A 26,328-nucleotide genomic window follows, 5' to 3' on the forward strand; every position below is an offset into this window, starting at 1 on the left:
TATCGTTGCAAAAGGTCGGCGGCAAGTACGGTTGCCAATCGACGATGCGGTACGGGCACGCCGGAACAGCGAAAGCGAGCGAACCGATCCGATCGGTGTCTTCACCTGTCCTTAACGCTATCGTCCGACCATTCGTCGATGAGGTCAAACATGCGCTTGCGGCTCAAGGCGGACGGACGGATCGTTGAACTGCGCGACGGAAGCGAGTTACCGCTCGCGCCGGACATGCCTGCCGCATCGACAGCGCCTGTTGCAGCACGGTCGATCGACCCCGTGGTGCGCGACCTGCGACAGCGCGCGCAACTGACCCAGCTCGAATTCGCCACCCGGCTTGGCGTGCCCGTCGAGACCATACGCAACTGGGAGCAGGGCAAGCGCATGCCGCGCGGGCCGGCCCGCGCGCTGCTGGCAGTGATCGCGCACGCGCCGGACACCGTGTTTGCGGCGCTGGCGCCCGGCGTCGCGAGCTGAGCCTGGATCTGTGCCGATTTGCCGTCCATGCCGATGCGGGACATGATCAGGATCGTAGTTTCCGTTCTCGTGACGTCAAACCGATCGGGAGGATCTGATGCAAGTCGTGGAAGCCAATGGCGCCAGGATTCCGGCCCTCGGCCTCGGCACCTGGGAACTGCGTGACCGGACCTGCGCGCGGATTGTCGAACAGGCGCTCCGGCTCGGCTATCGCCATATCGACACCGCGCAGGTTTATGAGAACGAGCGAGAAATCGGTGAGGGCATCCGCGCCTCGCGCGTCCGGCGCGACGACATCTTCGTGACCACCAAGGTCTGGACGACGCATTTCGCGCCTAACGATCTGGAACGCTCGGCGAAGGACAGCCTGGTCAAGCTGCGGCTGTCGGAAGTGGATCTGCTGCTGCTGCACTGGCCCAATGCGCATGTGCCGATGGCGGAAACGCTGGGCGCGCTGGCGCATGCCAAGACGCTCGGCATCGCCCGCCATATCGGCGTATCCAATTTCACCGTGGCCCTGCTCGACGAGGCCGTGGCGCTGTGCAAGGAGCCGCTGGTCTGCAATCAGGTCGAGTACCATCCGTATCTCGACCAGAGCAAGGTGAGGAGGCCTGCCATCGTCTCGGCTTGGCGATGGTGGCCTACAGTCCGGTCGCCAAGGGCAAGGTCAAGACCGACGAGACGCTGATCGCGATCGGCAAGGCTCATGGCAAGTCGGCCACGCAGGTCTGTCTGCGCTGGCTGGTGCAGCAGAATGTGGTGGCGATCCCGCGCACCTCGAAGATCGAGCGGCTGTCGGAGAATATCGAGATCTTCGATTTCGTGCTGTCCGATGCCGAGATGGCGCGGATCTCCGCGCTGGGACGCGCCGCCGTCCGGCTCACCGATTTCGGCTTCGCGCCGAAATGGGACTGACGCGGATGTCGCCAGCGGATTGATCTTGGCGCCGGGATCGCCCATGCAGGTGCCAGTCCATCAGACGGTTATCGCCGATGTTTTTCACGCTCTCCAAGGTTGTGGGTTTTATCACCCTGCCTTCCAACGCCATTGCCTGCGTTTGCGCAATCGGCGCCTTGCTGCTGCTGATGAAGCGGCAACGTATCGGGACGCTGACGGTGACCTTCGGCGTGCTGTTGCTGCTGCTGTTCGGCTACTCGCCGCTCGCCAACGTGCTGATGCTGCCGCTGAGCGAGCGTTTTCCGGCCTGGCAATCGGACGGACGTGATCCGGACGGTATCATCGTCCTTGGCGGCGCCATCGATTCAGAACGATCGGTGGCGCGTCATGCCCTGGAACTGGATGCAGCAGGCTCCCGCATCTTCGCGATGCTCGAACTGGCGCGGCGCTATCCCAAAGCACGCATCGTGTTCACTGGCGGCAGCGCCAACCTGATCCAGGCGGCAATGTCGGAAGCGCCCATTGCCGGCCAGTTGCTGGAGAGCTTTGGCGTCGCCGCAGACCGCATCGTGCTGGAAACCGCGTCGCGGACCACCGACGAGAACGCCGTTTTCACGCGCCGGCTGGTGGACCCGAAGCCCGGCGAGCGCTGGCTGCTGGTAACGTCGGCATTCCATATGCCGCGTGCGATCGGGACGTTCCGGGCTGCCGGCTTCGATGTCGAGGCCTATCCCGTCGACTGGCGCACCAGCGGTTGGTCGGACGCGGCGATTCCGTTCGACATGCTGGGCGCGGGCCTGATGCGCGCCGACGTGGCCGTGCACGAATGGATCGGGCTGGTGGCCTACAGGCTGGCCGGTCGGAGTGATGCGCTGTTTCCGGGGCCGGAGCCGTGAGGGCCAATTGATGCCGAGGCCTCAGTCCTGCCGCGGCAGGCCGAGCCGGTAGACGCCGCGAAAATCGTTGGGGTCGGCCGGCTTGCCCTTGCGGTAGATCACCAGCCGTCCGGCCAGCGCCAGTTTCACGGCGGCACGGCGGATCGGCATCAGCAATGCGTGCCAGTCGCCCTCGGGCGCCAGCAGATGCGCGGTCTCCGGCGGGCTGAGCGTGCCGCTGCCGGCCCGCGCCAGCGCATCGAGCAGGGACTCTTCGAAGGAGGGGCGGAAGCAGGTCGCGAATCTGGTTTTGACATCAGGATCCCATGGGCCATCGGCCGGTCAGGCGCAAGCCGCAGCGGGCAGGCGAGGCGGCCGCCGGGTCGAAATGTCCGGGCGGGTGCGGTAAATAAGTGACCCTGGGGCCCGGCAGGGTGGTTATGGTGGCGTGCCTGGGCGGTATCGCGTGGCGTTGAAGTGTCTCAGATCGCAATGGAACCAAGGCATCTCATTCGCGCGGCTATCGTGGTCTCGGTGGTCGGTCATTTGCTGCTGGCGGCCGGCCTGATCCTGGCCGACGCGCAGCCATTCGAGCCGGTGCCATCTGAATCGATCGCAGTCGATATAGTCACGCCGGCAGAAGCCCCGCAGGCCCCGGAGACCACTCCGGCGCCCGAGCCGCCAAAGCCGCCGGATCCGTTCCGGCTGCCCGAACTCTCTTATCTCGATCATCAGGCGCAGCAGGCCGCCCGGCAGGCTGCTCCGGAAGCGGCGTCATCACAGCCCGCCGCGCCACAGGGCGCTCCGCCGCCTGCGCAACCGCCGCCGCCGCAGCAGCAAGCTCAGACACAGCCTCAGGCGACCGCGCCACAAGCCAGTGCCCAGCCGCCGGCGTCGCCGGATCAGCCGCCGGTGCAGCAACAGGCTGGGCCGCCTGCGGTGCAGCCAGCGCCCGCCGCGCCTGAACCGGATATTACTGTCAAATACGGCGTGATGCTGGGGCTGCCCGATGGCGACGGCATCGGCGCGGCGGCCTTTGCCAAGGCCGACATCGCGCCGGTGGATACGGCCGCCTTCCGGCGGCACCTGAAGAGTTGTTCGACGCTGCCGGGCTCGGTGGCGGCCGGCGACAAGGTGCGAATTGTGCTGCGGGCCTATTTCGCGCCGGACGGCCGGCTGGCCGGGCCGCCGACGCTGCTCGAGGCCAGCGCTTCGGCCAAGGGGCCCGCCTTGATGCAGGCGGCGATCAGCGCGCTGCAGGCGTGCCAGCCTTACGCCATGCTGCCGGCCGCCAAGTACAAGGAATGGAAGATACTCGATCTCGTCTTCTCGCCGCAGGATTTCACCGGCGGGTAGCGCGCGACGCTGTTATTTCCCCATCGCCTCCCAGGCATTGGAGGCGAACTGCCGCCGCCAGGTAACGACCACCACCGCCGCGGTCGAAACCAGGAACACCCACGGGCTGACGAACCAGCCGAGATAGCCGAGCGCAAAGAAGAATGCGCGCTGGCCGCGGTTGAAGTGGCGCGCCGCGGCGCCGAACAGCTTGGTGGTACGGACCACATGAGCCTCGGCTTCCGGCGTGTCGCGGTTCTCGGCCAGCGGCATCGCGCCGATCAGGATGGCGACATAGTTGAACAGCCGGTACGACCAGGCGAACTTGAAGAAGGCGTAGACGAAGATCAGGATCAGCCCGATGCACTTGATCTCCCACATTGCCGGTGCGGCGCTGAAGCCGATCGGCAGGCTCTGCAGCATCGGCATCACCTCGTTGGTGGCGCGCAGCAGTGCCAGCGAGCCGCCGATGGCGATCAGCGTGGTCGAGGCGAACCATGCGGTGCCGTTCTGCAGCGAGGTCATGATGTGGGTGTCGACGATGCGGGCCTCGCGCTCCAGCATGCGGCGAATCCACACCTCGCGGTAGACGTTCATCCGCGCCGACAGGCTGTCGCGACCGTAGGAGCTGCGTTCCAGGGTGATCGCGTAGGTGGCCCATTCCAAAATGAAAAAGCCGACGGCAAATACGTCGATCCACGAATATTCGATCATCAATTCATCCTCAGGCAGGCTGCAATGCTGGCACGCATGCGGAGTCGCGGCAACCCGCATGCGCCGTACAGCTTGATCGCAGCCGTGCATGCGTGGCAACCTCTGCAGCACGAATGGAGCTGCAAATGACGTTGAAGCTGGTGATCGGTAACAAGAACTATTCCTCCTGGTCGATGCGACCGTGGCTGGCGCTGCGCGCCGCCGGCATCGCCTTCGATGAGGTGATGATTCCGCTCTATACCGGCTCCGCAGACAAGCAGCGCATTCTCGACGTCACCCGCTCGGGCAAGGTGCCGGCGCTGGTCGATGGCGACGTCACGGTGTGGGACTCGCTGGCGATCATCGAATATGCGGCAGAGCGCTTTCGCGAAGCCCGACTTTGGCCGCAGGATGTCGCCGGCCGCGCCCATGCGCGCTCGGTGTCGGCGGAGATGCATTCGGGCTTCATGGCGCTGCGCAACGAATGCGGCATGAACCTGCACCGGCCGATCGCCGCCAAGGCGCTGTCCGATGATGCTCGGGCCAACATCGCGCGGATCCAGCAGAGCTGGACCGAATGCCGGACGCGCTATGGCAAATCGGGGCCGTATCTGTTCGGCGCCTTCAGCGGCGCCGACGCCATGTACGCGCCGGTGGTGCACCGTTTCCGGACCTACGCCGTCGAAGCGACCACGCCGGAAGTGCGCGGCTACATGGATACGATGATGGCCCTGCCGGCGTTCCAGCAGTGGACCAGGGAGGGTCTTGCCGAGACCATCGTGATCGACAGGTTCGAGATCGACTGAGCCTGTCACTCTGCCGGCGGCCAGCTTCGCCACAACATCAGCATATTGCGCGCGCAGTTTGGCCTTGCGGTGAAGCTGGTCCGGGGGAAGCAGCCGCCGTTCCGCAATCATTTTCCATCGAACCGGTCGATCAACGCGCGATGGTCATAACGTCAGATTTCGAACTGCCAGACGAGCGGGGACTTCATAGATGAACTGGGCCTGGACCACGTCGCTCGAACAACTCTGGCGATCGCCGACATTCCCCATGTGGCTGGCGCTGGGCGCGGCAGCGTTCTTCGGACTGATCGTGCTGATCACCCTGTTGCGCGCCCAAAAATCCGTTGCCAACGGGGCGCTCGCGGTGATCGCGCTGCTGGCGATCGGCGCCGCCGCGGCCGCCTCGATTCGCGGATTCGGTGCCGGCGAGCGCAGCAGCGGATCGGCTGAGACCGCCCTTGCGCAGCCTGCCGCGTCGCTGCCGGCGCTGGCCTGCGTCGACGACATCGCCGGTGATACGGTGCTGGCGGCCTGCGAGAAGGTGCTGTTCGGCTCGGCCGACTCGGTGGCGGCGGCGGTTTCCTATACCGGCGCGATGATCGACCGGCTCACCGCCGCAGGCGATGTGGCTACCGCCAACAAGAAGATATCCGCCAGTGTGACGGCGCTGCGCCGCGCCGTGGAGCGCGACCGCTACGGCCTCGTCGCCTATGTGCTGCAGGCGCGCGATCGCTGCCAGCCGGGTTCCTGCGCGGCCTATGCTGCGCTGTCCGACCACAACCAGATCGCCGCGAATATGGAGGAGCGCACCTATGACGGTCTGGTCTCCCGCTATGCGCCCGGCTGGAACGCGCCGCAGCCCTTGACCGGGCTGGCGTCGCTGCCCGCCTCGGTGCCCACCGGCAAGCCGACCAATGCCGAGTTTCCGACCTCCGCCTCGATTCCGCCCATCAATATCATGACCCCCGAGCCGCCGCTGTCGGCTCCGCGTCCGCCGCCGGCCGCCGCCAATGCGCAGGCGGCGGCGCCGCGTCCCGCCGCGCCGGCCGCCAAGAAGCCCCCGGCGCCGAAGCCGGCGCGCCCACCTGTGCAGAGCGCACCGGTGCAGCTTGCGCCGGCAGCCGCCGAACCCGATAACTGATCGTCTCATAACTGTCGCTGCAGCCGCCCGGATCCATGGCCCTTCACCTCATCAAGCTTGCCGTCGGCTGCGACTCTATCAAGGAGTTCAAGGGCTGGGTGGCGGACCGCATTCGCGTGGCCAAGGAAAAGGGCACGCCGCAGCATCACATCCACATCACCCGCATGGTGCCGAAGCGGGATGCCGAACTGCTCGACGGCGGCTCGATCTACTGGGTAATCCGCGGCGAGATCGCGGTGCGCGAGAAGCTGCTGGCCATCGAGCCGTTCCGCGATTCAGCCGGCATCAACCGCTGCCGGCTGGTGATGCAGCCCAAGGTGTTCTCGGTGGCGCCGCGACCGCTGCGGCCGTTCCAGGGCTGGCGCTACCTCGCCGACAGCGACGCGCCGCCCGATCTCGGCAAGGCCGCTGCCTCCATCGAGGCAATGCCCGAGCCGATGCGCCGCGAACTGCGCGAGCTCGGCTTGCTCTAGGCCTGGCTCGAACCGGCGCCTCGCCGTTCAAACCCCGACATTGTCGATCAGTCGCGTCTTGCCGATTTTTGCCGCGACCAGTAGGCGGATCGGCCCATCCTTGATGGAGGCGACCGGCGCCAGGGTTTCGGCGTGGCGGGCTTCGAAATAGTCGAGCGCAAAGCCAGCGTCGGTGATCATGGTGGCGCCGCCGGCCAGCGCGGCTTCCATGTCGTCCCCGGCCTTCAGACGCTTCGCGGTGGCCTTCATGGCTCGATAGAGCTCGGGCGCGGCAGCGCGCTCGGCGGGCGCGAGGTAGACGTTGCGCGATGACATCGCCAGACCGTCGCGCTCGCGCACGGTCGGCACGCCGGTGACCTTGACGCCGAGGTCGAGGTCGGCGGCCATCCGGGTCACCACCTTGAGCTGCTGGAAATCCTTTTCGCCGAACAGCGCAAGGTCCGGCCGGCATTGCCCGAACAGTTTTGCGACCACGGTGGCGACCCCGCCGAAGAAGTGCGGCCGGAAGCGGTCTTCCAGTCCGGCGATGGCCGGGCCTTCGGTGATGATCCGGGTGGCGAAGCCCGGCGGGTACATGATCTTGACGTCGGGATTCCACACCAGATCGACGCCTTCGGCCGCAAGCTTGGCCATGTCGGCCTTCCAGGTTCGCGGATAGGCGCCGAAATCCTCGGTGGGCGCGAACTGCGCCGGGTTCACGAAGATCGAGACCACCACCTTCGAGGCGCGCCGCTTCGCCAGCCGCACCAGCGACAGATGCCCATCGTGCAGGGCGCCCATGGTCGGCACCATCGCCAAAGTGGCCTTGCGGGCGCGCAGGCCGTCAAGGGCTCTGTGGAGGGCAGGGAGCGTGCGGGCGACGATGGGAGGACGTGACATTGCGGCTCGATCTCGGGTCAAAACATGGGCGGTCTGACCTTGCGGCCGGGCTGTCATTCTATCAAAGCGCGGCCGTCGACGCCAAGCCTTCTACGCCAAGCCTTCTACGCCAAGCCTTCGACGCCAAGCCTTCGACGCCAAGCCTTCGACGCCAACCGATCCCGCCGGCGTGACCGCTGCAGCCATCGGCCGCACCCTGCGATTCATGATTAAGCACGGATGGCGGGCGATCCGACGCCGGACATCCGCATTTAGCTTGACCACAGGCGTGGGCGATTTGAAGATAGTTTGAAGGATCGCGATATGCTGGTGCAGAACAGTCAGAGGCAAGGCACGGCGCATGTCGTCGTGCTCGGCAATGAGAAGGGCGGGTCGGGCAAGTCGACCACTGCTCTGCACATTGCCGTCGCGCTGCTGAAGGCCGGGCAGCGCGTTGCGACCATTGACCTTGACTGCCGCCAGCAGAGCCTGACCCGCTACATCGCCAACCGCAGCAATTGGGCGCGGCACAGCGGCGTCGAGCTCGAAGTGCCGCTTCATTGCTGTATCAAGCTCGGCGAGACCATGCAGATCGCCGACAACGAAGCCGCCGAGTTCGAGCAGTTCATGGCTGCCGTCAGCGCCGTCGAGCGCGACTGTGATTTCATCGTCATCGATACGCCCGGTTCCGACAGCTATCTGATGCGACTGGCCCATGCCATGGCAGATACGCTGGTGACGCCGATCAACGATAGTTTCCTCGACTTCGACGTACTCGGTACCGTCGATGCCGTGGACTACGCGGTGACCGGCGCAAGTCACTATGCCGAGATGGTGCGCGATGCACGTCGCAAGCGCCGCCAGCTTGACGGCGCCGGGACCGACTGGATCGTGGTGCGCAACCGGTTGTCGATGCTGGGGTCGCACAACAAGCAACTGGTATCGGACGGGCTGAAGCAGTTGTCGCAGCGGCTCGGTTTCCGCGCGATCGACGGATTTGCGGAGCGCGTCGTGTATCGCGAGTTCTTCCCCGCGGCCTGACGGCGCTCGATGACCTCAACGAAGTCACCCTCGGCCGGCGCCCCAGCATGGGCCATGTGACGGCCCGCGAAGAGGTGACCGGGCTGCTGCGCCAACTCAAACTGCCGCTCGATGAGCGTGGCCGCCGACGCGCTTCCAACCGCGCCGAATGGTATGCCCAGCTGGATCAGCCGCTGGAAGTCCACGATATCCTCGGCGCCTGAGCGCGGTCGGCAGGCGACTCGCCGCCGCCCGGCGGCACGGTTGGCTGTGGTTAGCCGCTCCGGCGATGGCAGGAGGGTGCTGTTCGATTTCCCAAGTCCCTCTTGGATCAGCCAACTACTTAGGTAACATTTGCTTCCCCGGGAACGTAGGGCGCCGCCGGAAGTTGATTTAGGACTGCAATAATAGGCGTTCCAGCCCATCACGGGGACCGAAAATGTCTAAAATTGCTGACGTGGATCAATGTGAAACTTAGCGTCTGCACAATAAATAGGGTGCGTCGCACAACGTTATAGCGGGTGAATCACACATTTTGGTCTTTCTGTCACGCCGCTGTGACATATATGCTGAACAAGCGGCGGATGGATTTGATCCTCCAAAGGCTGTGACCCGGAAGGGCCGACCAAGGGACGAACATGAAGCGCGGAATTCTGATCCTGCTTTCAGTTTGCGTAGTGGCTGCTGTCGCGTACCTCACCGCGAGCAAGTGGGCTATCCGTCATGAAACGCTGACGTTCTACGACGATGCCCGCGGTCGAACCGTGGAAGTTGACGTCGCCGTGCGTCGCGACAAGGAAATGCAAGCCAATGCCGGGATGATCACGCTGCCGGTGGCCGTGCTCAATCATGGCAATACCGTCAAGTTCACCGAATATTCTTTCCTCGCTAACGTGTTCGCGGCGCGCGGCTATATGGCCGTGAGCATCCAGCACGATCTTGCCGGCGATGCGCCGCTGGTCACCAAGGTCGGCGAACTCTATGTCGGTCGACTCCCGGTCTATGAGCGCGGCGTTGCCAACATTGAATTCGCAATCAAGAAGCTGAAAGAGATCCAGCCGAACTCGGACTACGATCATCTGACCATGGTCGGCCATTCCAATGGCGGCGACATCTCGATGTACTTCGCCAAGATCCATCCTGAGCAGATCAGGAAAGTCGTGACGCTGGATAACCTGCGCGTGCCGTTCATGACCGACGGCAAGTTCAAAATTCTGTCTTTCCGCTCCCACGACAACGTGTTCAAGCCGGATCCGGGCGTGGTGCCGGACGAGGACATTTGCGAGAAGGCCGGGATCACCGTGGTCAACACCGGTGCCCAGCATACCGACCTGAGCGACCGGGGCCCGGAGGCTCTGAAGGCCCGTATTCAGGGGCAGCTCGACAAATTCCTTGACGACGACAGCAAGCTGGCGCCGGTCAGGACCAAGGTGAAGATCCCCGAGATTCCGCCCGGCCCGGTCGCCCAGTTCACGCCGGTGGTCAATTGACCGGCCTGCCGGTTGATTGACCGCGACGGCTCCACACGCCACATAGGCTTCGCCCAACCGAGCGACGCCATGTCCACTGACCCCACAGTTTCCAAGTCGAATACCCGCTCCGGAACGCAGCAACCTGGTTCCGGCGGTGCGGTGCCTGAGGCCAGGCCGTCCGCCGCTGCCGATATCGCGGCCTTCGTCGCCAAGGCCAGGGCGCTGTCGCCTGTGGGCGCCGGTGGCCGGGGCAGGCTGGTATTCGCGCTCGATGCCACCATGAGCCGGCAGCCGACCTGGGACATGGCCTGCGCGCTGCAGGCCGAGATGTTCCGCGAGGCGGCGGCGATCGGCAGCCTGGATATCCGGCTGGTCTACTATCGCGGCATGAACGAGTGCCGGGCCAGTGGCTGGATCTCGGACTCCGCCCAGCTGGCGCGGCTGATGGGCAAGATCCAGGTCCAGGGCGGCCATACCCAGATCGGCAAGGTGCTCGCCGAGACCCGCCGCGAGGCCGTGGCCTCCGGCGTCCGCGCGCTGGTCTTCGTGGGGGATGCCATGGAGGAATCCGTGGACGACCTCTGTGCCCGGGCTGGCGAGTTGGGCCTGCTCAAGGTGCCGGTGTTCATGTTCCAGGAGGGCCACGACGGCGCCGCCGAACAGGTGTTCCGCGAGGTGGCGCGGCTCACCGGCGGCGCCTGGTGCAGGTTCGATCCCGGCGCCGCGGCGCAATTGCGCGAACTGCTGCGCGCCGCCGCAGCCTATGCCGCAGGCGGCCGCGAGGCACTGCTGCGGCTGGCGAAAAGCGGCGGCGGCGCTGCGCAGCTGCTCGGGCAAATGAAATAGCCCGCTGCCGGTTGCCGCGGGCAGGCGGCTTTCGCGGCAGGCTGTGACGCACTATGTATGGTTCATGCCTACCCTGATCGCCGGCGCGCTCGCCGTATTCGTGCTCTACACGCTGCTGCAAATGTTTCGTGCGGCCAATCCCGCGATTCTGGCGCGCGGCGTCAAGATCGGCGGCGGCGTGGTGGCGCTGGCAGTGGCCGCTTTCACCGGCATTAAGGGCGAGCTGGCGGTGGCCATCCCGCTCGGTATCTTCGGTGCCGGTCTGCTCGGCTGGTCGCCGTTCGGCACCGCGGGCTTCAGCAATATCGGCGGCATATTCGGTGGTGGCAGCGCACGCAAATCAGCGGGGCAGACCTCGAACGTGCGATCGCAGTTCCTCGACATGACGCTGGATCACGACAGCGGCCAGCTCAACGGCCGCATCGTGGCCGGCCCGTTTGCGGGACGGCCGCTCGACGACTTCGACCTGCCGGAGCTGGCGGCAATGATCGCCAGCTTCGATGCCGAGAGTATCGCGTTACTTGAAAGCTATCTTGACCGCCGGTTTCCCGCCTGGCGTCAGGACGCGCAGTTTGACGGGGCAGGGCGGCAAAGCGGCGCGGCGTCGAGCAGCAAAATGACGTTTGAGGAGGCCTATCAGATCCTTGGCCTGAAGCCGGGGGCGGGGCGTGACGAGATCGGGAAGGCGCACCGATCGCTCATGAAGAAACTGCATCCCGACCAAGGGGGTCTACGTACCTGGCTGCCCGTGTAAACGAGGCCAAGGACACTCTGCTTCGCACTCATCAAAGCTAACTCCAGCACGCTAACAACGCTACAAACTGCGAGCTGGCTCTGTTCTCCGCCGGACGCCCCATCGCCCGCCGTTGTCCGGCGTGGTCGATCATCCCCGTGGTTAATTTGTAGCGCCTAAGTCTTGACGAGAGGTTTTCGCGCCGGGGATTTGTGGGGCTTTGTCATGCCCCGCCACGCCAAGCGGCGGGGCTGAGGATGCGGCCGATGGCGAAGCCGGATCCGGGTTCACTCGGGCTGGGCCCTCGCGCCCCGGAAGGGCAGCCTTTCAAAATGCAAAATGGCCGGGAAGATCCCGGCCATTCGGCAGCACGTCTGTGAATGCGGTGGTGGTGATCAGTTCTTGATGGTGATGCAGGAAATCTCGGAGCGCTTCAGGGTCTTGCAGACTGCTTCGGCCTGGTCGCGATCGAGTCCGGCGAAGCGGGCGCGGTACAGCTTCTTCTCGCCCTTGCCGACCACCGGCTCGGTGAACGGGTCGGCCTTGCCGAGCAGGCCGCGGGCCTGTTCGCGCGCGGCGTCGAGACGAAGGCGGGCTTCGCTTTCGCTGTCCAGCGCTCCGACCTGGATGATCCACCCGGTGTGGCTGGCCACCGGCTTGATGGCGCCAGCCTGCTGGACGGCCTGAGGCTGCGGCGGCGTACGCGGCGACGGATCGGCATAGGCCATCGTCTGGCCGCCTTGCCCGAGGCCGTTGCCCGGCAGCACGCCGAGCAGGCCCTGGCCGGTTCCGTGGTTGGCCGGCTGCCGCGGCATCTCGGCGCGCTGATACAGCGAGCTGGAGTTTTCAGCCTCGTTGCGCGGCTGGACCGTGTTGGTGACGGGGGGCGCCGGCTGGTCGGGACCAGCCGAGGCCAGCTTGAACTGGCCGGATTTGACCTGAACGGTCTTAACCCGGACCGGCTTCATCGGCTCGGAGGAGCCGGGGATCGCGGTAATCGGCTGAGTCTGGATCACGCCGGAGGTGAACGGGGCAGGCTCGGGCTTGCGGGAGGGGACCGGCAAGGCGGCGGTCGCAGCGCTGATCACGGATTTGGTGACCGGCGCGGCCGGTCGCACCGGGGTCTCGACCGGATCGGGGAGGCCGAAGCGACCTGAACGGCGCCATTGACCTGGACGGTCTGGGTCGGGCGGACCTCCGCCTCGGCTTCGGCAACCTCGGTATTGGCTTCAGATGGATTGCGCTCGGTGATGGCCGCCACGGTGCGGCGCGTTGCGCCCTTTTCGAGGTTCTCTGCCAGCAGGTTGCGCATGATGGCATCGCGCGAGCCGCCGCTGCGGCCTCCCAGCACCACGCCGATCAGATGGCGGTTGCCGCGGCGCATCGAACTGACGAGGTTGAAGCCGGAAGCGCGGGTGTAGCCGGTCTTGATGCCGTCGACGCCTTCCACGCTGCCGATCAGGTGGTTGTGGTTCTTAATGGCGCGGCCGCGAAAGGTGAAGGAGGCGGTCGAGAAATAGCGGTAGTAGCGCGGAAAGCGGTCCTGGATGGCGCGGCCGAGGGTCGCCTGGTCGCGTGCGGTCGTGACCTGGTCGTCGTTTGGAAGGCCGTTGGCGTTGCGATAGACCGTGCGGGTCATGCCGAGCGCGCGCGCCTTGCGGGTCATCAGCTTGGCGAAATCATCCTCGTCACCGGCAATGGCTTCGGCAATGACAACCGAGGCATCGTTGGCCGAACGGGTCACCAGGCCCTTGATGGCATCCTCGACCTTGATGGTCTGGCCGGGGCGGAGGCCCAGCTTGGTTGGCGCCTGTTCTGCAGCGTAGGAGGAGACGTTCATATCGGTGTCGAGCGACATCTTGCCGGATTCGAGTTTCTCGAACAGCAGATAGAGGGTCATGATCTTTGTGAGCGACGCCGGGTGGCGCAAGCCGTCAGGGCTGTTGGCTGACAGGATGGCGCCTGAATTGCCGTCGACGATGATCGAGGAGAAGGCGGGGCTGTATCCGCCGCCATTGCTGACCTGATGATGGCGCGTGCGGTGTCGGCGGCGGGCGTCTGCGGTATCGGTGGTGAAGATGACGGCGGCGGTCAGCGTGGCGAGCCCGAGTGCGCACACTCGAAGCGTGCGCGAGGAAGCCAAATTTGTGCGAAGCATGAACTTCCCCGTCCAGTTTCAGTCTCAATCACCGGCTCGTGAGGCTAAATTATGCCCAGCAAGCCGGCAACCTGTTCCAGTTGTAGCGTTCAGCCTGAGCAACTCAATCGACGGGATGGCAAAGCAGTGGGCCATTCTGGCTAAGAGCCTGTGCTCATGCGGCTTTTCATACGTGGCTGAATCGCAGCAATGCAGATGCTGAGGGTAGGGCTGGCGGGTTTCCAAAAGGTTAAAGAACTGTTGCGTAGCATCCCGGCAATTGTCTCGGATGGTAGGTATTATTGTGCAACGCACAGGCGATTTGACTTCATTGTGCAACGCACTGAAGATGACGCCATCGGGGGAATTTCTCCCGGGCGATAATAATGCGTCAGTCTGGGAAAGGATTCTGCAAATGATCAAAGTCGAAGAGATTCAGCAGTACGGCAAAGAGCAGTTCGAAAGCGCGGTCGCTTCGGCCACCACGCTGCAGAACGGTGCCCAGGCCATCGCCGCTTCGGTCGGCGATTACACCAAGAAGTCTCTCGAGGACGGCAACGCGTTTGTCGCCAAGTTGTCCGGCGTGAAGTCGCTGGAGAAGGCCATGGAAATCCAGACCGAATACGCCAAGTCCGCCTATGAGGCATTCGTCGCAGAATCTCACAAGATCAGCGAGCTCTACGCAGATCTCGCCAAGCAGGCTTACAAGCCGTTCGAAGGTTTCGTCAGCAAGATGACGCCGGGTCGCTGACTTTCGCGATCCTGAATCGAAACGCCCGGCCTCGCGGCCGGGCGTTTTTTATAGGCGATGCGCGATCCTATTTTGAAATACGAAGCGCGGTGAGTTGCGTCGCGATCTTGTCGAATGCCACACCGATACCATTGGCGGTCGTCACCATCTGGAATTCCTTCACCTTGGTATCCTTGTTGGTGCTCGCGCAATTCTTCAGCAAAGCCGATTCAGTGCTGTTGTCGGTATTGACGTGCACCGTGAAGATCATGATCTTTTCAGCCCAGATGTTGGGGCAGGTGCCGACGCTCGAGGATTGGTACATCCGATTATCGACGTCTGGTTCCGGCGTATAGCCGTCACCATCCCAGCGATTCTGGGTGTTCAGTCCGTCGGACATCAGCACGATAATGTCCTGATACTCATAATTTATATCTTTAACAGGTGGGGTCGGAAACGGGCCTCCGCCGGTCAGCGACTGCCAGCCCCACACCAGGCCGATCGGCTGGTTGGTACCCCCAAGGGGTACAGGCCGTTAACGGTATTATTCATGGCGTCCCAGTCATTGCCAAGCGATAGCATCACCGGCGAGCAAGCCGTATTTTGCTCGGCGGGAAACAGGCTGGCCGTCGTTCCTGCCACGGGTGCCGTGACCTTCCGATCGTAATCGTTGCTGGGCCCTGTCGACAGGCCGCGCTCGGTCACGCAGCCGTTCCAGGTCGATTTCGCCGGTGTGGCGGCGATATCTGTAGCCGTTGGCGAACTGACCGAGTCGGCTGGGCGCCACATATGCTTGTAGGAACCGGAGTTGCCGGTGGTGTTGTAGCAGCCGTTGTAAAGCCGCCCGTACCTCAGGCGGTCCAGGGAGCCGTCATCGTTGCTCGGACAAATATTGCCGTTCGCCGGAATCTTTGTGACCGATTTCGCGTCCTTGTCCGTGGCTGGCCGGTCCATGCAGGAAAAGCCATGGGTATTGCTGGAGTAGGGACAGGTCGAACCAGGTCCGACGGTCTTCCAGTCGACTGAGTTTCTTGGAGTTGTGCCTTTCGGCGGCGCGGCGAGCCAGCCGCTCCAGTCGATCCAGGTTGCATTGTAACTCGCCGGATTGACGTTGACGTATCGGCTGAACGGCACGATCGAAACGTAGACATCTTCGGGCTTGCCGGCACTCGTCTTCAGTTGAGCCAACAATTTCGTTGTCGCCGTTTTGAGTGCGTCGATCTTGCTGCCTTCCATCGATCCAGTGGTGTCGAGCACGAGCGCAACGCGCAGCCGCACGCTGCCCCAGTTGGTCGTCGACGCGCTTTTGATCGTCATCGACGGGGTGCCGACCATCTTCATGAAATTGGTCGCTACGGTGGCTGCCACATCGAGCTTCACCGTCGCGCCCTTGCCTGTACTGGGGGTGTAGACTGCGGTGATAGCTGGAACGCCATCCGCGCTTGCAAGAACGCCGTCATTGTTCGTGTAGAGCGCTTTGAAATAGGTGTTGGCCCGCTGCGTAATCTCATTTGCCGAGAGGTTGGATGCACCGATGTCCTTCGACACCATGAGCGCCGCGGAATCGAGTGCGGTCTGCATCGACGCCTGGGCGGAAGTAGCCCGGGAATAGTCGACCGCGGCGCCGACGAAACCGAGTATTGGCACCAAAGCGATGCCAAACATGACCGCAATGTTGCCGCCCTGGTGCCCGGCGAACCGCGCCAGCAGCGTCTGCCGACCTGAAATCATCCGAATAGACATCGCCACCACCAGAAGCTGAGTTTCCGGATACCACTTCGTCCCACGTGGCTAAACAGGCGGTAAAGTCGGACGGATAAAACCGGTAAAAAGCCGTCTATCTGGCGCGCTGACCGAGGTCCTTGCGCGCCATGGTCAACAGCCGCTGAAGCGTCGAACCGCGATTTGCGCTAAATTGGACAGGATCGGTTAACCCTTGCGCGGTTGTCGCGGCACCGCCGCTCCAGCGCGGAACTGGGTACAAGCCATGTCGGTGCGCTTGCGGTCCGGCGCCCCGGAACCCATATTCACTTCGTCGGTCCAGCCGATGGGACGGCGCCGATCGGAAGCGGCGATCCGGCAAATTTACCCCAGATCGGGATGGCGTCCTCGCGAGGCCGTTCCTGGGGCGGTGCAATTCCTTGGGGCTTCGAATACAGACGCCATGTTCCAGACAGATTACAGATTCACGCCACGCGCGGTGCAGATGCCGGCTACTCAGCCCACCCTCGAGCGCGGAAGTCACCACCGTACGGTTGGGATGGCCGACGACGAGGGTCGTTCGAACGCGCCGGGCGGGCCGACCACGTCGGTCATCACCAAGGTCAAGCCGAAGACCAAGAAGCCGAATCTCTACCGCGTCCTGATCTTGAACGACGATTACACGCCGATGGAGTTCGTTGTTCACGTGCTGGAGAAGTTTTTCCAGAAGGACGTCGAGGCTGCGACCCAGATCATGCTGCACGTTCACCACCACGGGATCGGCGAGTGCGGCATTTTCACCTACGAGATCGCCGAGACCAAGGTGACCCAGGTGATGGATTTCGCGCGCAAGCACCAGCATCCTTTGCAATGCGTGATGGAAAAGAAGTAGCCTTGCTGCGAGTCTCGGAAATAGGAACGGGTCTTGCATTCATTTGAGCCGGAGCTCCGGCGTATGTCGGCCAGTCGTCTTTGCGGATGTCTGGTGCGGGGCATGCGTCGGCTTCGGAGAGACAACGAGCATCGGGAACCCGATCTTCCGCCGCGATCATACGTACCTATATGAGAAATGTTCTTGTTGCCTGACGCAGCAACGACGATCATGATGGCGGGGGCCAAAGAGGACGCGGAATGCCAACTTTTTCTCAAAGCCTTGAACAATCGCTCCACCGCGCACTTGCGATCGCGAATGAGCGTCATCACCAATATGCGACGCTTGAGCATCTGCTGCTTTCGCTGGTCGATGATTCCGACGCCGCCGCGGTGATGCGGGCCTGCAGCGTCGATCTCGACAAGCTGCGCACCAGCCTGGTGAATTACCTCGAGACCGAATTCGAAAACCTGGTGACGGATGGCGCCGACGATGCCAAGCCGACGGCCGGTTTCCAGCGCGTGATCCAGCGCGCAGTGATCCACGTCCAGTCGTCCGGTCGCGAAGAAGTGACGGGCGCCAATGTGCTGATCGCGATCTTTGCCGAGCGCGAAAGCCACGCCGCCTATTTCCTGCAGGAGCAGGACATGACGCGTTACGACGCGGTCAACTACATCAGCCACGGCATCGCCAAGCGGCCGGGCGTTTCCGAAGCCCGTCCGGTGCGCGGTGTGGATGAGGAGACTGAGACCAACAAGGGCGGCGACGAGTCCAAGAAGAAGGGCGAGGCGCTCGACACCTATTGCGTCAACCTCAACAAGAAGGCGCGCGACGGCAAGATCGACCCGGTGATCGGACGTAACTCCGAGATCAACCGCGCGATCCAGGTGCTGTGCCGGCGCCAGAAGAACAATCCGCTGTTCGTGGGCGAAGCCGGCGTCGGCAAGACCGCGATTGCCGAAGGTTTGGCCAAGCGCATCGTCGACAGCGAAGTGCCGGAGGTTTTGGCTGCGGCGACCGTGTTCTCGCTCGACATGGGCACGTTGCTGGCCGGCACCCGCTACCGCGGCGACTTCGAGGAGCGCCTGAAGCAGGTGCTCAAGGAGCTCGAAGCCCACCCGAACGCCATCCTGTTCATCGACGAAATCCACACAGTGATCGGTGCCGGCGCCACCTCCGGCGGCGCGATGGATGCCTCGAATCTGCTCAAGCCGGCTTTGGCTTCGGGCACGATCCGCTGCATGGGCTCGACCACCTACAAGGAATACCGCCAGCACTTCGAGAAGGACCGCGCTCTGGTGCGCCGGTTCCAGAAGATCGACGTCAACGAACCGACGGTCGAGGACGCCATCGCCATCCTCAAGGGCCTCAAGCCGTATTTCGAGGACTACCACAAGCTGAAGTACACCAACGAGGCTATCGAGGCCGCGGTGCAGCTGTCGTCGCGTTACATCCACGACCGCAAGCTGCCGGACAAGGCGATCGACGTGATCGACGAGATCCGGCGCAGCGCAGATGCTGGTGGCCGAGAACAAGCGCAAGAAGACCATCGGCATCAAGGAAATCGAGACTACGATTGCGACCATGGCGCGGATCCCGCCCAAGAGCGTGTCGAAGGACGATGCCGAGGTGCTGAAGCATCTCGAGTCGACTCTGAAGCGCGTCGTCTTCGGGCAGGACAAGGCCATCGAGGCGCTGTCGGCGTCGATCAAGCTGGCGCGTGCTGGCCTGCGCGAGCCGGAGAAGCCGATCGGCTCCTATCTGTTCTCGGGACCGACCGGCGTCGGCAAGACCGAAGTGGCCAAGCAGCTTGCGGCCTCACTGGGCGTCGAGCTGATCTCGCTTCGACATGTCGGAATATATGGAGCGGCACACCGTCTCGCGGCTGATCGGCGCGCCTCCGGGCTATGTCGGCTTCGATCAGGGCGGCTTGTTGACCGACGGCGTCGACCAGCATCCGCATTGCGTGGTGCTGCTCGACGAAATCGAGAAGGCGCATCCCGATCTCTACAACGTGCTGCTGCAGATCATGGATCACGGCCGGCTGACCGACCACAATGGCAAGCAGGTCAACTTCCGCAACGTGATCCTGATCATGACCACCAATGCCGGCGCCGCCGATCTGGCGCGTCAGGCCTTCGGCTTCACGCGCAGCAAGCGGGAAGGCGACGACCACGAGGCGATCAACCGGCAGTTCGCGCCGGAATTCCGCAACCGCCTCGATGCCATCGTCTCGTTCGCGCATCTCAATGCCGACGTCATCGGCATGGTGGTGGAGAAGTTCGTGCTGCAGCTTGAGGCCCAGCTGGCCGATCGCGACGTGACGATCGAACTGTCCGAGCCCGCCAAGGCCTGGCTGGTGCAGCATGGCTACGACGAGCAGATGGGCGCGCGGCCGATGGCTCGCGTGATCCAGGAGCACATCAAGAAGCCGCTGGCCGACGAACTGCTGTTCGGCAAGCTGAAGGGCGGCGGCCACGTGCGTGTGGTGCTGGTCAAGGACGAGCCTCTGCTCGGCATCGAGCAGGAGCGCATCGGCTTCGAGTATCTTGAGGGCCCGGTGACGCCGAAGCCGGAAAAGCTGCCGGGCAAGCGCACCGCGTCGCGCAAGCCGAAGTCGGGCCCATCAGGGTCCGGCGGGTCGAAGGGCCCGGCTTCGAAGGGGCCGCTGGTCAAGGCCTGAGCGCCGCAGTATCAAACGAAAACGGCCGGCGAGAGATCGCCGGCCGTTTTGTTTTGGATGGTCATTCCGGGGTGCGAGAACGCAGCTGCGAGCGACCCCGCAATGACGACCGCGTCAGCCTTCGCCGAGCAATTCCTTGATGCGCCGCTGCAGCTGGCGCTTCTTCTTCTCGGACTTGCGCAACCGCTCTTCGAGATCGGAGTGCGGCGCAGCGTCGACCGGCGGGTCGGTAAAGGCGACGCCCACGATGTTGTCGCGCAGCCAGATGATCTTGGCGACGAAGGATTTGCCTTTTCGCGCGATGGTCAGCGCCATCCTGTCCAGCGGCGGCCGGATGCCATTCCTGAACTCGACGCGGGCGCCGTACTCCGAAATATTGCGCACCACGCAGTCCTTGGTCACGCCATCCGGGCTGGAGGCGATGCCGCCAAAGATCACCTTGTCCCGCTGGCCCTTGCGACGTTCATCCATGGTCCATCCCCGGTTCGGATAAGTCGCAGACACTATCCTGTTCCGGAACCGGGGGAAGATGCCGGCGCGGGGCAGGCGCAGGGAAGCGGTGTTAACGTAAACCAAACCTTTCGCAGCGCTGGCCAAACCCGAGACGGCACAAGCCGTCGTCTGCGCTGGGGGAATCAACGCGTCATGTCGATGCATTCAATCAATCTCTGCGCCCGGGGCGCTGGATTTTCCGCGAGCGGCCACAGGGGGAGGCAGGTACGAAGCCGCCGTTGGGGTGATGTTATGCAGCGCTGTCGCGCAATCCGCGTGCGATCTGTTTCTGCGCGTCGAATTCGGCGCGCCGCCGCGCCAGTTCGTCGGCGCTGAGCAGCGCGACATTGTTGTAGTCGCGTTTCCATTCGGCGTCGACGCGCCAGCGCAACGGCGATTGCACCGTGGTCCGGGGACCGGGGGCGGACTCCAGCACGCGCAATGCCAGCTCCAGGGTGAAGGCCTGCGACTCCGGATCGTGCGGCTTGCCGGCGGAATTGCCGAGCGGGAAGTCGCTGAACAGGAAGCGCGGCACCGCAACGTGCTCGACGATATCCTTGGCGCAGCCCATCACCACCGTGGCGATGCCGTTGGCTTCGAGATGCCGCGCCACCAGGCTGACGGTCTGGTGGCAGACCGGGCAGTTCGGCACCAGCACGACGGCATCGACGCCGTCGGCGCGACAGCGCGCCAGGATCTCCGGCGCATCGGTGTCGATGGTGACACGGTGGCTGCGGTTGGTCGGCGCGCCGAAGAAACGCGGCGCGACTTCGCCGATGCGTCCGGCGGCGGCGAGGCGCCTGAGCGCGGGCAGGGGAAACCAGGTGCCGCTGTCGTCGGCTGTGGTGTGCACCCGGTCATAGGCGATGTGCGAGATGCGCAGGTCGTGGTCGTGGTCGTGGTCGTCAGAGGTGGCGCCGTCATAGACCTGGTAGAATTTCGCGCCGCCATTATAGGCCGCGCCAGGGCCCTGATCGCCTTTGGCGGGGTCGTAGGGGGCAGCGGTGGTGACGATCGCGACTCGCGCCTGCGCCAGCGGCTTCTTCAGCGGCTGAAAGGGCGCCGAATTATAATGCGCCCAGCGATACGGCGTGTCGTATCCGATTGCCTGATAATAGGCGCGGGTGCGCGCCATATAGGGGATCGGGACATCGTCATCATCGGCGAAACCGGACTGCAGAATCGAGCGTTGTCGTCAACCCAAGTACTCCTGCTTACGCCCCATTTCATCCATAGCTAGCTGCTGGGGTCGCGCTGTCAAGAACGCGCCCGCCGGACCGAGCATGACGCAGAATCTCAGCCATCATCGGGACTCTGCTCTTGCTGGCCGCGCAGCCGGCCGGATGCGGTAGCGGACATGCCGAGGATGCCGCTCCGGCGCCCGCCGTCGAAGCCGCCAGCCCGGGCGAGCCGGCGGCAATTCCCCCGGAGAAAGCCGACGCCGCCCCCGAACCGGCGAAGGTGGAAGACGGCGCGAAGAATTCGAGCACAAGGGAGACGATGTGCCTGATGATCGAATCCGCGGCATCGGCCCATGATCTGCCGCTGGAGTTCTTCGCCCGGGTGATCTGGCAGGAGAGCCGGTTTCAGGCCGACGCGGTCGGGCCGCTGACGCGCGGCGGCCAGCGCGCCCAGGGCATCGCGCAATTCATGCCGGGCACGGCGAACGAGCGGCGGCTTCTCGATCCGTTCGATCCGGTGCAGGCGCTGCCGAAATCGGCGGAGTTCCTCGAGGAACTGCGCGACCAGTTCGGCAATCTCGGTCTTGCGGCCGCCGCCTACAATGCCGGACCGCGGCGGGTGCAGGACTGGCTGGACGGCAAGGGCACCATGCCGGGCGAGACGCGCAATTACGTGAGCGCTATCACCGGCGCGACGGTAGAAGACTGGCAGGCCGCGGGACGGAACGGCAAGGTGCCGGAGCGCGCGTCGCCGTCGGACTGTCGCGCGTTGATGGCGCTGCTGCAGCGCGCGCCCAATCCGTTCGTCACACAGCTCGAACTGCACGTGACACTCGGCGAGAACAGGCCGTGGGGCGTGCAGCTCGCCGCCGGCTTCAATCGCGATCGCGCGCTGATGATGTATGCGCGCGCGATGAAGCGCCTCAGCGCCGTGATCGGCGATCGCGATCCCAACCTGCTGGGCACGCTGCTGCGCAGCCGGGGAACGCGGACATTCTACCAGGTCCGCATCGGCACCGACACGCGCGGCGACGCCGACGAACTCTGTGGCCGCATCCGGCGCGCCGGACAGGCCTGCCTGGTGCTGCGCAATTCGACCATGAAGGGCTGAGCGCTCAGTATTCGGAGCGCAGCGTCGCGATGTGCTGCCGCAGCACGCGGTTGGCTCGCTCGCTGGCACGCAGCCGCAACGCCCAGTCCAGCGACATCGCCTCCCGCACCGGCCGTGGCTGGCGGAAAACCAGGCCGACCTCGTTCCTGCGCCGCCATACCATGCGGGCGAGAAAGGCGAGGCGCTTGCGCTCGATGGTCAGGTCCACCTCGCCGGCGAGAATGACCGGATTGGCGAACTCAACCCTGGCGCCCGCATCGGAGAAATTGCGAACGATGCAATCCATCGTGGAACTGCGTCCGTTGAAGGCGATGCGACCGCCGTAATAGACCCGCCCGCGAACATGCTGCCGTCGATCAAGCATTTTCCATCCTCTGTTACCGTTCAGACGCTACCTGAGGTGGTGGGCCTCTGAACAGGCCCGCTCGGATAAACGCTTTGTTAAGGTAAATCCGCCGCTTGACCGAAGCCGTTTTTGGCTGCGTATGGCGTTAAACCTCGTCAAGAAAGGCTCCAGTGGGACTTCCGGCACTCGACTCTGCGAAATGGCACGATACGGCGGCCGCCTTCGCGTTCGGCGTTCGCTCGATCGCCACCACCGTGCTCACCTTGGTGCTGTTCGCCACCTATATCGGCATCGGCGCGCTGGCCCATGACACCCATTTCAGCCTCGCCTGGGCGATGGCATCGACGTTGTTCGTCTGGGCCGGCCCGGCGCAGATCATCCTGATCTCGACCCTCGGCCTCGGTGCCACCGCGTTGCAGGCGGCGTTGGCGGTCACCGTCAGCGCCGTCAGGCTGTTTCCCATGGTGGTGGCGGTGCTGCCGATGATGAGGACGCCGGCCACCAGGCGACGGCAGTTGATCCTGCCGACCCATTTCATCGCCGTGACGCTGTGGGTGGAGTGCTTCCGGCTGCTGCCGCAGGTGCCGCGCGAACGACGCATCGCCTTCACCAACGGTCTCGGTGTCGGCCTGGTCTCGACCTCGCTGACCGCGACCGTGATCGGCTATCACCTCGCGGCCAATCTGCCGCCGCTGTTCGGCGCGGCGATCCTGCTGCTGACGCCGCTGGCGTTCCTGCTGTCCACGGCGCGCAACTGCCGGCAACTTGCCGATGTCGTTGCGCTGGTGTTGGGCCTTGCGCTGTTTCCGCTGGTGTCGTTGCTGCACACCGGCGTCGATATTCTGATCAGTGGGATATCGGCCGGCACCATCGCCTATGGCGTGCACCGGTGGAGGCGGCGGTGAGCGACTTCATCGGCGACTGGCACGCCTTGTTGGTGCTGCTGCTGGCGGGCTTTCTGCCGAACGAGAGCTGGCGCATGCTTGGCCTCTGGCTCGGCGGCGGCATTGACGAGGAATCCGAACTGCTGGTGTGGGTGAGGGCGGTGGCCACCGCGATCCTCGCCGGCGTGATCGCGCAGATCCTGGTGCTGCCGCCCGGCGCACTGGCCAGCATTCCCGCGCCGTTGCGCTACGGCGCGGTGGCGGTCGGGCTCGTCGTGTTCATGCTGGCGCGGCGATCGATTTTCGTCGGCGTGCTGTGGGGCGAGATCGTTATGCTGGCCGGCAAATGGTGGCTCGGCTGACGGCGGTTTCGCCGCGCCCTGCCGGTCTTGCGTGCTGATCGCTGTCAGATACTGTCCAGCCAATTCAAAAATAAGATTTGCTGGGGAAACGATATGAAGCCACGCGCCAGATTCGCCCTGATGTCCTGCATGACCATTGCGGCAATGGTTTTCGCTGCACCATTTGCCGGCGCAGCCGATTATCCGACGCGTCCCGTCAAGCTGGTGGTGCCTTACGCCGCGGGCGGCCCCACCGATGTCCTGGCCCGGTTGCTCGCCGACTATGTCGGCCGGGACTTGAAGCAGAGCGTGATCGTTGAGAACAAGCCGGGTGCCCAGGGCGCCATTGCCGCGGAGACGGTGGCGCGCGCCGAGCCAGATGGCTACACGCTGTTCGTTACGGCGGCATCCATCATGGTGCTCAACCCGCTGCTTTACAAAAAGCTACCATATGATCCACAGAAGGATCTCAAGATGCTGGCCATCGTCACCGATCTCCCTGTCGTGATGGAGGTGCATCCGTCGGTGCCGGCGACGACGGTCAAGGAGTTCGTGGCCTACGCCAAGGCCAATCCCGGCAAGCTGAATTTCGGCTCGGCTGGCACCGGCGGCACGATCCATCTCGCCGGCGAAATGTTCAAGCAAATTACCGGCGTCGAGATGACCCATATACCCTACAAGGGCGCAGGTCCGGCGCTGACCGACCTGTTGGCGGGCAACATCCAGGTGATGTTCGACACCTTGTCCACGGCGCTCCCGCCGGTGAAGTCCGGCATGCTACGACCGCTCGGCGTATCGTCGGCGCAGCGCAGCCCCGACCTTCCGGACGTGCCGACGGTGGCCGAAAGCGGCTATCCGGACTATGTCGTCGGTGTCTGGTTCGGCGTCGCCGCGCAGGCCAGGCTGCCGGACGACATCTCCGGCAAGGTCAGCGGCAGCCTCAACCGCGCCCTGGAAGATCCGGCATTTCGCGCCGCGCTGGAGAAGATTGGCTTCCCGGTGCTGCGTCCGAGGACGCCTGCGCAGATTGCGGAATTCGTTGACGAGGACCGCGCGCGATGGTCGAAGGTGATCAAGGCGCAGAATATCTCGCTGGATTGAGACGGGGGACCGATGGTTCGCGAGAGTGAAGTCAGGGTTGGCGAAGCCGCGGTCGATGCGCCGAAGCCGAACCACGCCGGGCTGGTCTATATCGGACGCATCCGCACGCCCTGGACATCGCGGCTGGAAACGCCGCGTCAGGGCCGCCATGACGGGCCGGTGTGCCGGCTGGAGATCTTCGAGCCCTGGGTGCCGGCGCTGCAGGGGCTGAACCTCTACAAGCATCTCGAAGTGATCTACTGGCTGCATTTGTCGCGCCGCGACCTGGTGTTGCAGAGCCCCAAGAACGACGGTAGTGCCCGCGGCACATTCTCCTTGCGCTCGCCGGTGCGGCCCAATCCGTTGGGAACGTCGATGGTGAAACTGGTCGGCATCGAGGGATCGACGGTGCTGGTGCGCGGCCTGGATTGTCTCGACGAGACGCCCTTGCTCGATCTCAAACCCGATCGTTGCGAATTCACGCCGCTGGCGCCGCCGCAGCCCGGCGATGTCCAGACGGAGTGAGACCGCGCCACAATCGCAAACGTCATCCTGAGGCGCTTGCCGATTTCGGCGAGCCTCGAAGTATGCATGGTGAAACGCTTTCGCTCGTGGTGCCGTCGCCTTTCGAGGCGCCCAAGGCGCGCACCTCCACCGAAACGCAATTGGGTTTCGGTGGAGGTGACGGCAAAGCCGGCGTTTTCGCTTACAAGCTCTCCAGCGCCGCGATCAAGGCCGTGGCGTTGTCTTCCAGCACTTTTGGATCTTCCTTGCGCGAGGCGGGCGGCAGCAGGCCGACATTGTCGTGGCGCGGCATCACATGCATGTGCAGGTGGAAAACCACCTGGCCGCCGGCGGCCTCGGAATATTGGGCGATGGTCATGCCGTCGGCCTTGAACGCCTTTTTCGCGGCGGCGGCGATCCTGTGGGCGCCGCGGACCACGTGGGCATAGTCGTCAGCCGAAATATCGAAAATATTGCGCGCAGGCGCCTTGGGGATCACCAGCGTGTGGCCGGGCGAGCGCGGCATGATGTCGAGGAAGGCCAGCACATGGTCGTTCTCATAGACCTTGTAGCAGGGAAACTCGCCGCGCAGGATTTTTGCGAAGATGTTGTTGGGATCGTAGGCGGTCATGGTTCCTCCTGAAGCATTGTTCGAACTCTTCACAGCC

The 26,328-nt window shown here is 64.1% G+C and carries 23 protein-coding genes and 6 pseudogenes; 19 read left to right on the top strand and 10 right to left on the bottom strand.

The features are described from left to right. Positions 1-150: 150 nt before the first annotated feature. From ONR75_RS14905 to ONR75_RS14915, 3 genes and pseudogenes are all read left to right on the top strand, one after another. The gene (locus ONR75_RS14905) at positions 151-471 is read left to right on the top strand and encodes a helix-turn-helix domain-containing protein (RefSeq protein ID WP_265083260.1); all 321 of its coding nucleotides are present in this window, start codon (positions 151-153) and stop codon (positions 469-471) included. A gap of 97 nt (positions 472-568) precedes the next feature. Further along, positions 569-1,386, top strand: a pseudogene (locus ONR75_RS14910) (aldo/keto reductase). A 77-nt stretch (positions 1,387-1,463) separates the two neighbouring features. Beyond that, positions 1,464-2,264 (top strand): YdcF family protein, encoded by an 801-nt coding sequence (locus tag ONR75_RS14915; RefSeq protein ID WP_265083261.1) that lies wholly within the window; start codon positions 1,464-1,466, stop codon positions 2,262-2,264. Positions 2,265-2,285: 21 nt separating this feature from the next. Here ONR75_RS14915 and ONR75_RS14920 read toward each other — a convergent pair. Continuing rightward, positions 2,286-2,560, bottom strand: a pseudogene (locus ONR75_RS14920) (DUF3253 domain-containing protein). 160 nt (positions 2,561-2,720) lie between these two features. On the opposite strand from ONR75_RS14920, the gene ONR75_RS14925 reads away from it, so the two are divergent. Continuing rightward, positions 2,721-3,599, top strand: coding sequence for a hypothetical protein (locus ONR75_RS14925; protein ID WP_320109734.1), 879 nt, complete (start codon positions 2,721-2,723; stop codon positions 3,597-3,599). Positions 3,600-3,611: 12 nt separating this feature from the next. On the opposite strand, the gene ONR75_RS14930 is transcribed toward ONR75_RS14925, so the two are convergent. After that, the gene (locus tag ONR75_RS14930; protein ID WP_413776478.1) at positions 3,612-4,292 is read right to left on the bottom strand and encodes a DUF599 domain-containing protein; all 681 of its coding nucleotides are present in this window, start codon (positions 4,290-4,292) and stop codon (positions 3,612-3,614) included. Positions 4,293-4,417: 125 nt separating this feature from the next. Here ONR75_RS14930 and ONR75_RS14935 point away from each other — a divergent pair, with 125 nt between their 5' ends. The 3 genes from ONR75_RS14935 (at position 4,418) to ONR75_RS14945 (ending at position 6,670) form a co-directional block, all read left to right on the top strand. Continuing rightward, complete coding sequence (locus ONR75_RS14935; protein ID WP_265083262.1) at positions 4,418-5,077, top strand: glutathione S-transferase family protein; 660 nt, start codon at positions 4,418-4,420, stop codon at positions 5,075-5,077. A 190-nt stretch (positions 5,078-5,267) separates the two neighbouring features. After that, positions 5,268-6,197, top strand: a complete 930-nt coding sequence (locus ONR75_RS14940; protein ID WP_265083263.1) for a hypothetical protein — start codon at positions 5,268-5,270, stop codon at positions 6,195-6,197. Between the two features lie 35 nt (positions 6,198-6,232). Then, positions 6,233-6,670 (top strand): DUF1489 family protein, encoded by a 438-nt coding sequence (locus ONR75_RS14945; RefSeq protein ID WP_265083264.1) that lies wholly within the window; start codon positions 6,233-6,235, stop codon positions 6,668-6,670. 27 nt (positions 6,671-6,697) lie between these two features. Here ONR75_RS14945 and panC read toward each other — a convergent pair whose 3' ends face one another. Then, on the bottom strand, positions 6,698-7,549 hold the full coding sequence (gene panC / locus ONR75_RS14950; RefSeq protein WP_265083265.1) for a pantoate--beta-alanine ligase: 852 nt from the start codon (positions 7,547-7,549) through the stop codon (positions 6,698-6,700). Between the two features lie 303 nt (positions 7,550-7,852). Between panC and ONR75_RS14955 the strand changes: the two are divergent. From ONR75_RS14955 to ONR75_RS14970, 4 genes and pseudogenes are all read left to right on the top strand, one after another. Further along, positions 7,853-8,772, top strand: a pseudogene (locus ONR75_RS14955) (division plane positioning ATPase MipZ). Positions 8,773-9,186: 414 nt separating this feature from the next. Beyond that, positions 9,187-10,038, top strand: coding sequence for an alpha/beta fold hydrolase (locus tag ONR75_RS14960; protein WP_265083266.1), 852 nt, complete (start codon positions 9,187-9,189; stop codon positions 10,036-10,038). A 69-nt stretch (positions 10,039-10,107) separates the two neighbouring features. Beyond that, on the top strand, positions 10,108-10,866 hold the full coding sequence (locus tag ONR75_RS14965; protein WP_265083267.1) for a VWA domain-containing protein: 759 nt from the start codon (positions 10,108-10,110) through the stop codon (positions 10,864-10,866). A 64-nt stretch (positions 10,867-10,930) separates the two neighbouring features. Then, positions 10,931-11,661, top strand: a pseudogene (locus ONR75_RS14970) (DnaJ domain-containing protein). 333 nt (positions 11,662-11,994) lie between these two features. Here ONR75_RS14970 and ONR75_RS14975 read toward each other — a convergent pair. Next, positions 11,995-13,757, bottom strand: a pseudogene (locus tag ONR75_RS14975) (serine hydrolase). A gap of 394 nt (positions 13,758-14,151) precedes the next feature. Between ONR75_RS14975 and ONR75_RS14980 the strand changes: the two are divergent. Then, entirely contained in the window at positions 14,152-14,487 is a 336-nt protein-coding gene (locus ONR75_RS14980; RefSeq protein ID WP_265083268.1) for a phasin family protein, read from the top strand. 67 nt (positions 14,488-14,554) lie between these two features. Here ONR75_RS14980 and ONR75_RS14985 read toward each other — a convergent pair whose 3' ends face one another. Then, complete coding sequence (locus ONR75_RS14985) at positions 14,555-14,959, bottom strand: hypothetical protein (RefSeq protein ID WP_265083269.1); 405 nt, start codon at positions 14,957-14,959, stop codon at positions 14,555-14,557. After that, entirely contained in the window at positions 14,938-16,209 is a 1,272-nt protein-coding gene (locus ONR75_RS14990; protein ID WP_265083270.1) for a pilus assembly protein, read from the bottom strand. Before ONR75_RS14990 ends, ONR75_RS14985 begins: the two co-directional genes overlap by 22 nt. A 517-nt stretch (positions 16,210-16,726) precedes the next feature. Between ONR75_RS14990 and clpS the strand changes: the two genes are divergently transcribed. Further along, a complete protein-coding gene (clpS, locus tag ONR75_RS14995; protein WP_265083271.1) occupies positions 16,727-17,059 on the top strand; it encodes an ATP-dependent Clp protease adapter ClpS in 333 nt (110 codons plus the stop codon). A 239-nt stretch (positions 17,060-17,298) separates the two neighbouring features. Next, positions 17,299-19,721, top strand: a pseudogene (gene clpA, locus ONR75_RS15000) (ATP-dependent Clp protease ATP-binding subunit ClpA). Positions 19,722-19,835: 114 nt separating this feature from the next. Here the strand turns inward: clpA and ONR75_RS15005 are convergent. Together ONR75_RS15005 and ONR75_RS15010 are read right to left on the bottom strand one after the other, a co-directional pair. Beyond that, a complete protein-coding gene (locus ONR75_RS15005) occupies positions 19,836-20,192 on the bottom strand; it encodes a PilZ domain-containing protein (RefSeq protein ID WP_265083272.1) in 357 nt (118 codons plus the stop codon). 271 nt (positions 20,193-20,463) lie between these two features. Further along, positions 20,464-21,348 carry a glycine/sarcosine/betaine reductase selenoprotein B family protein gene (locus tag ONR75_RS15010; RefSeq protein ID WP_265083273.1) on the bottom strand — a complete coding sequence of 295 codons (885 nt, stop codon included), beginning with the start codon at positions 21,346-21,348 and terminating at the stop codon, positions 20,464-20,466. Positions 21,349-21,515: 167 nt separating this feature from the next. Here ONR75_RS15010 and ONR75_RS15015 point away from each other — a divergent pair, with 167 nt between their 5' ends. Further along, complete coding sequence (locus ONR75_RS15015) at positions 21,516-22,505, top strand: lytic transglycosylase domain-containing protein (RefSeq protein WP_265083670.1); 990 nt, start codon at positions 21,516-21,518, stop codon at positions 22,503-22,505. Between the two features lie 4 nt (positions 22,506-22,509). Here the strand turns inward: ONR75_RS15015 and ONR75_RS15020 are convergent, their stop codons facing one another. Further along, a complete protein-coding gene (locus tag ONR75_RS15020) occupies positions 22,510-22,869 on the bottom strand; it encodes a PilZ domain-containing protein (RefSeq protein WP_265083274.1) in 360 nt (119 codons plus the stop codon). Positions 22,870-23,021: 152 nt separating this feature from the next. On the opposite strand from ONR75_RS15020, the gene ONR75_RS15025 reads away from it, so the two are divergent. The 4 genes from ONR75_RS15025 (at position 23,022) to tsaA (ending at position 25,681) form a co-directional block, all read left to right on the top strand. Beyond that, the gene (locus ONR75_RS15025; RefSeq protein WP_265083275.1) at positions 23,022-23,756 is read left to right on the top strand and encodes an AzlC family ABC transporter permease; all 735 of its coding nucleotides are present in this window, start codon (positions 23,022-23,024) and stop codon (positions 23,754-23,756) included. After that, entirely contained in the window at positions 23,753-24,097 is a 345-nt protein-coding gene (locus ONR75_RS15030) for an AzlD domain-containing protein (RefSeq protein WP_265083276.1), read from the top strand. The genes ONR75_RS15025 and ONR75_RS15030 overlap by 4 nt, the downstream gene beginning before the upstream one ends. Positions 24,098-24,190: 93 nt before the next feature. Next, positions 24,191-25,177 (top strand): Bug family tripartite tricarboxylate transporter substrate binding protein, encoded by a 987-nt coding sequence (locus ONR75_RS15035; RefSeq protein ID WP_265083277.1) that lies wholly within the window; start codon positions 24,191-24,193, stop codon positions 25,175-25,177. Between the two features lie 12 nt (positions 25,178-25,189). Continuing rightward, the gene (gene tsaA / locus ONR75_RS15040) at positions 25,190-25,681 is read left to right on the top strand and encodes a tRNA (N6-threonylcarbamoyladenosine(37)-N6)-methyltransferase TrmO (protein WP_265083278.1); all 492 of its coding nucleotides are present in this window, start codon (positions 25,190-25,192) and stop codon (positions 25,679-25,681) included. 181 nt (positions 25,682-25,862) lie between these two features. Here the strand turns inward: tsaA and ONR75_RS15045 are convergent, their stop codons facing one another. Next, positions 25,863-26,291, bottom strand: a complete 429-nt coding sequence (locus tag ONR75_RS15045) for an HIT family protein (protein ID WP_265083279.1) — start codon at positions 26,289-26,291, stop codon at positions 25,863-25,865. Positions 26,292-26,328 lie beyond the last annotated feature (37 nt).

The sequence above is a fragment of the Rhodopseudomonas sp. P2A-2r genome (assembly GCF_026015985.1).
GTDB lineage: Bacteria > Pseudomonadota > Alphaproteobacteria > Rhizobiales > Xanthobacteraceae > Tardiphaga.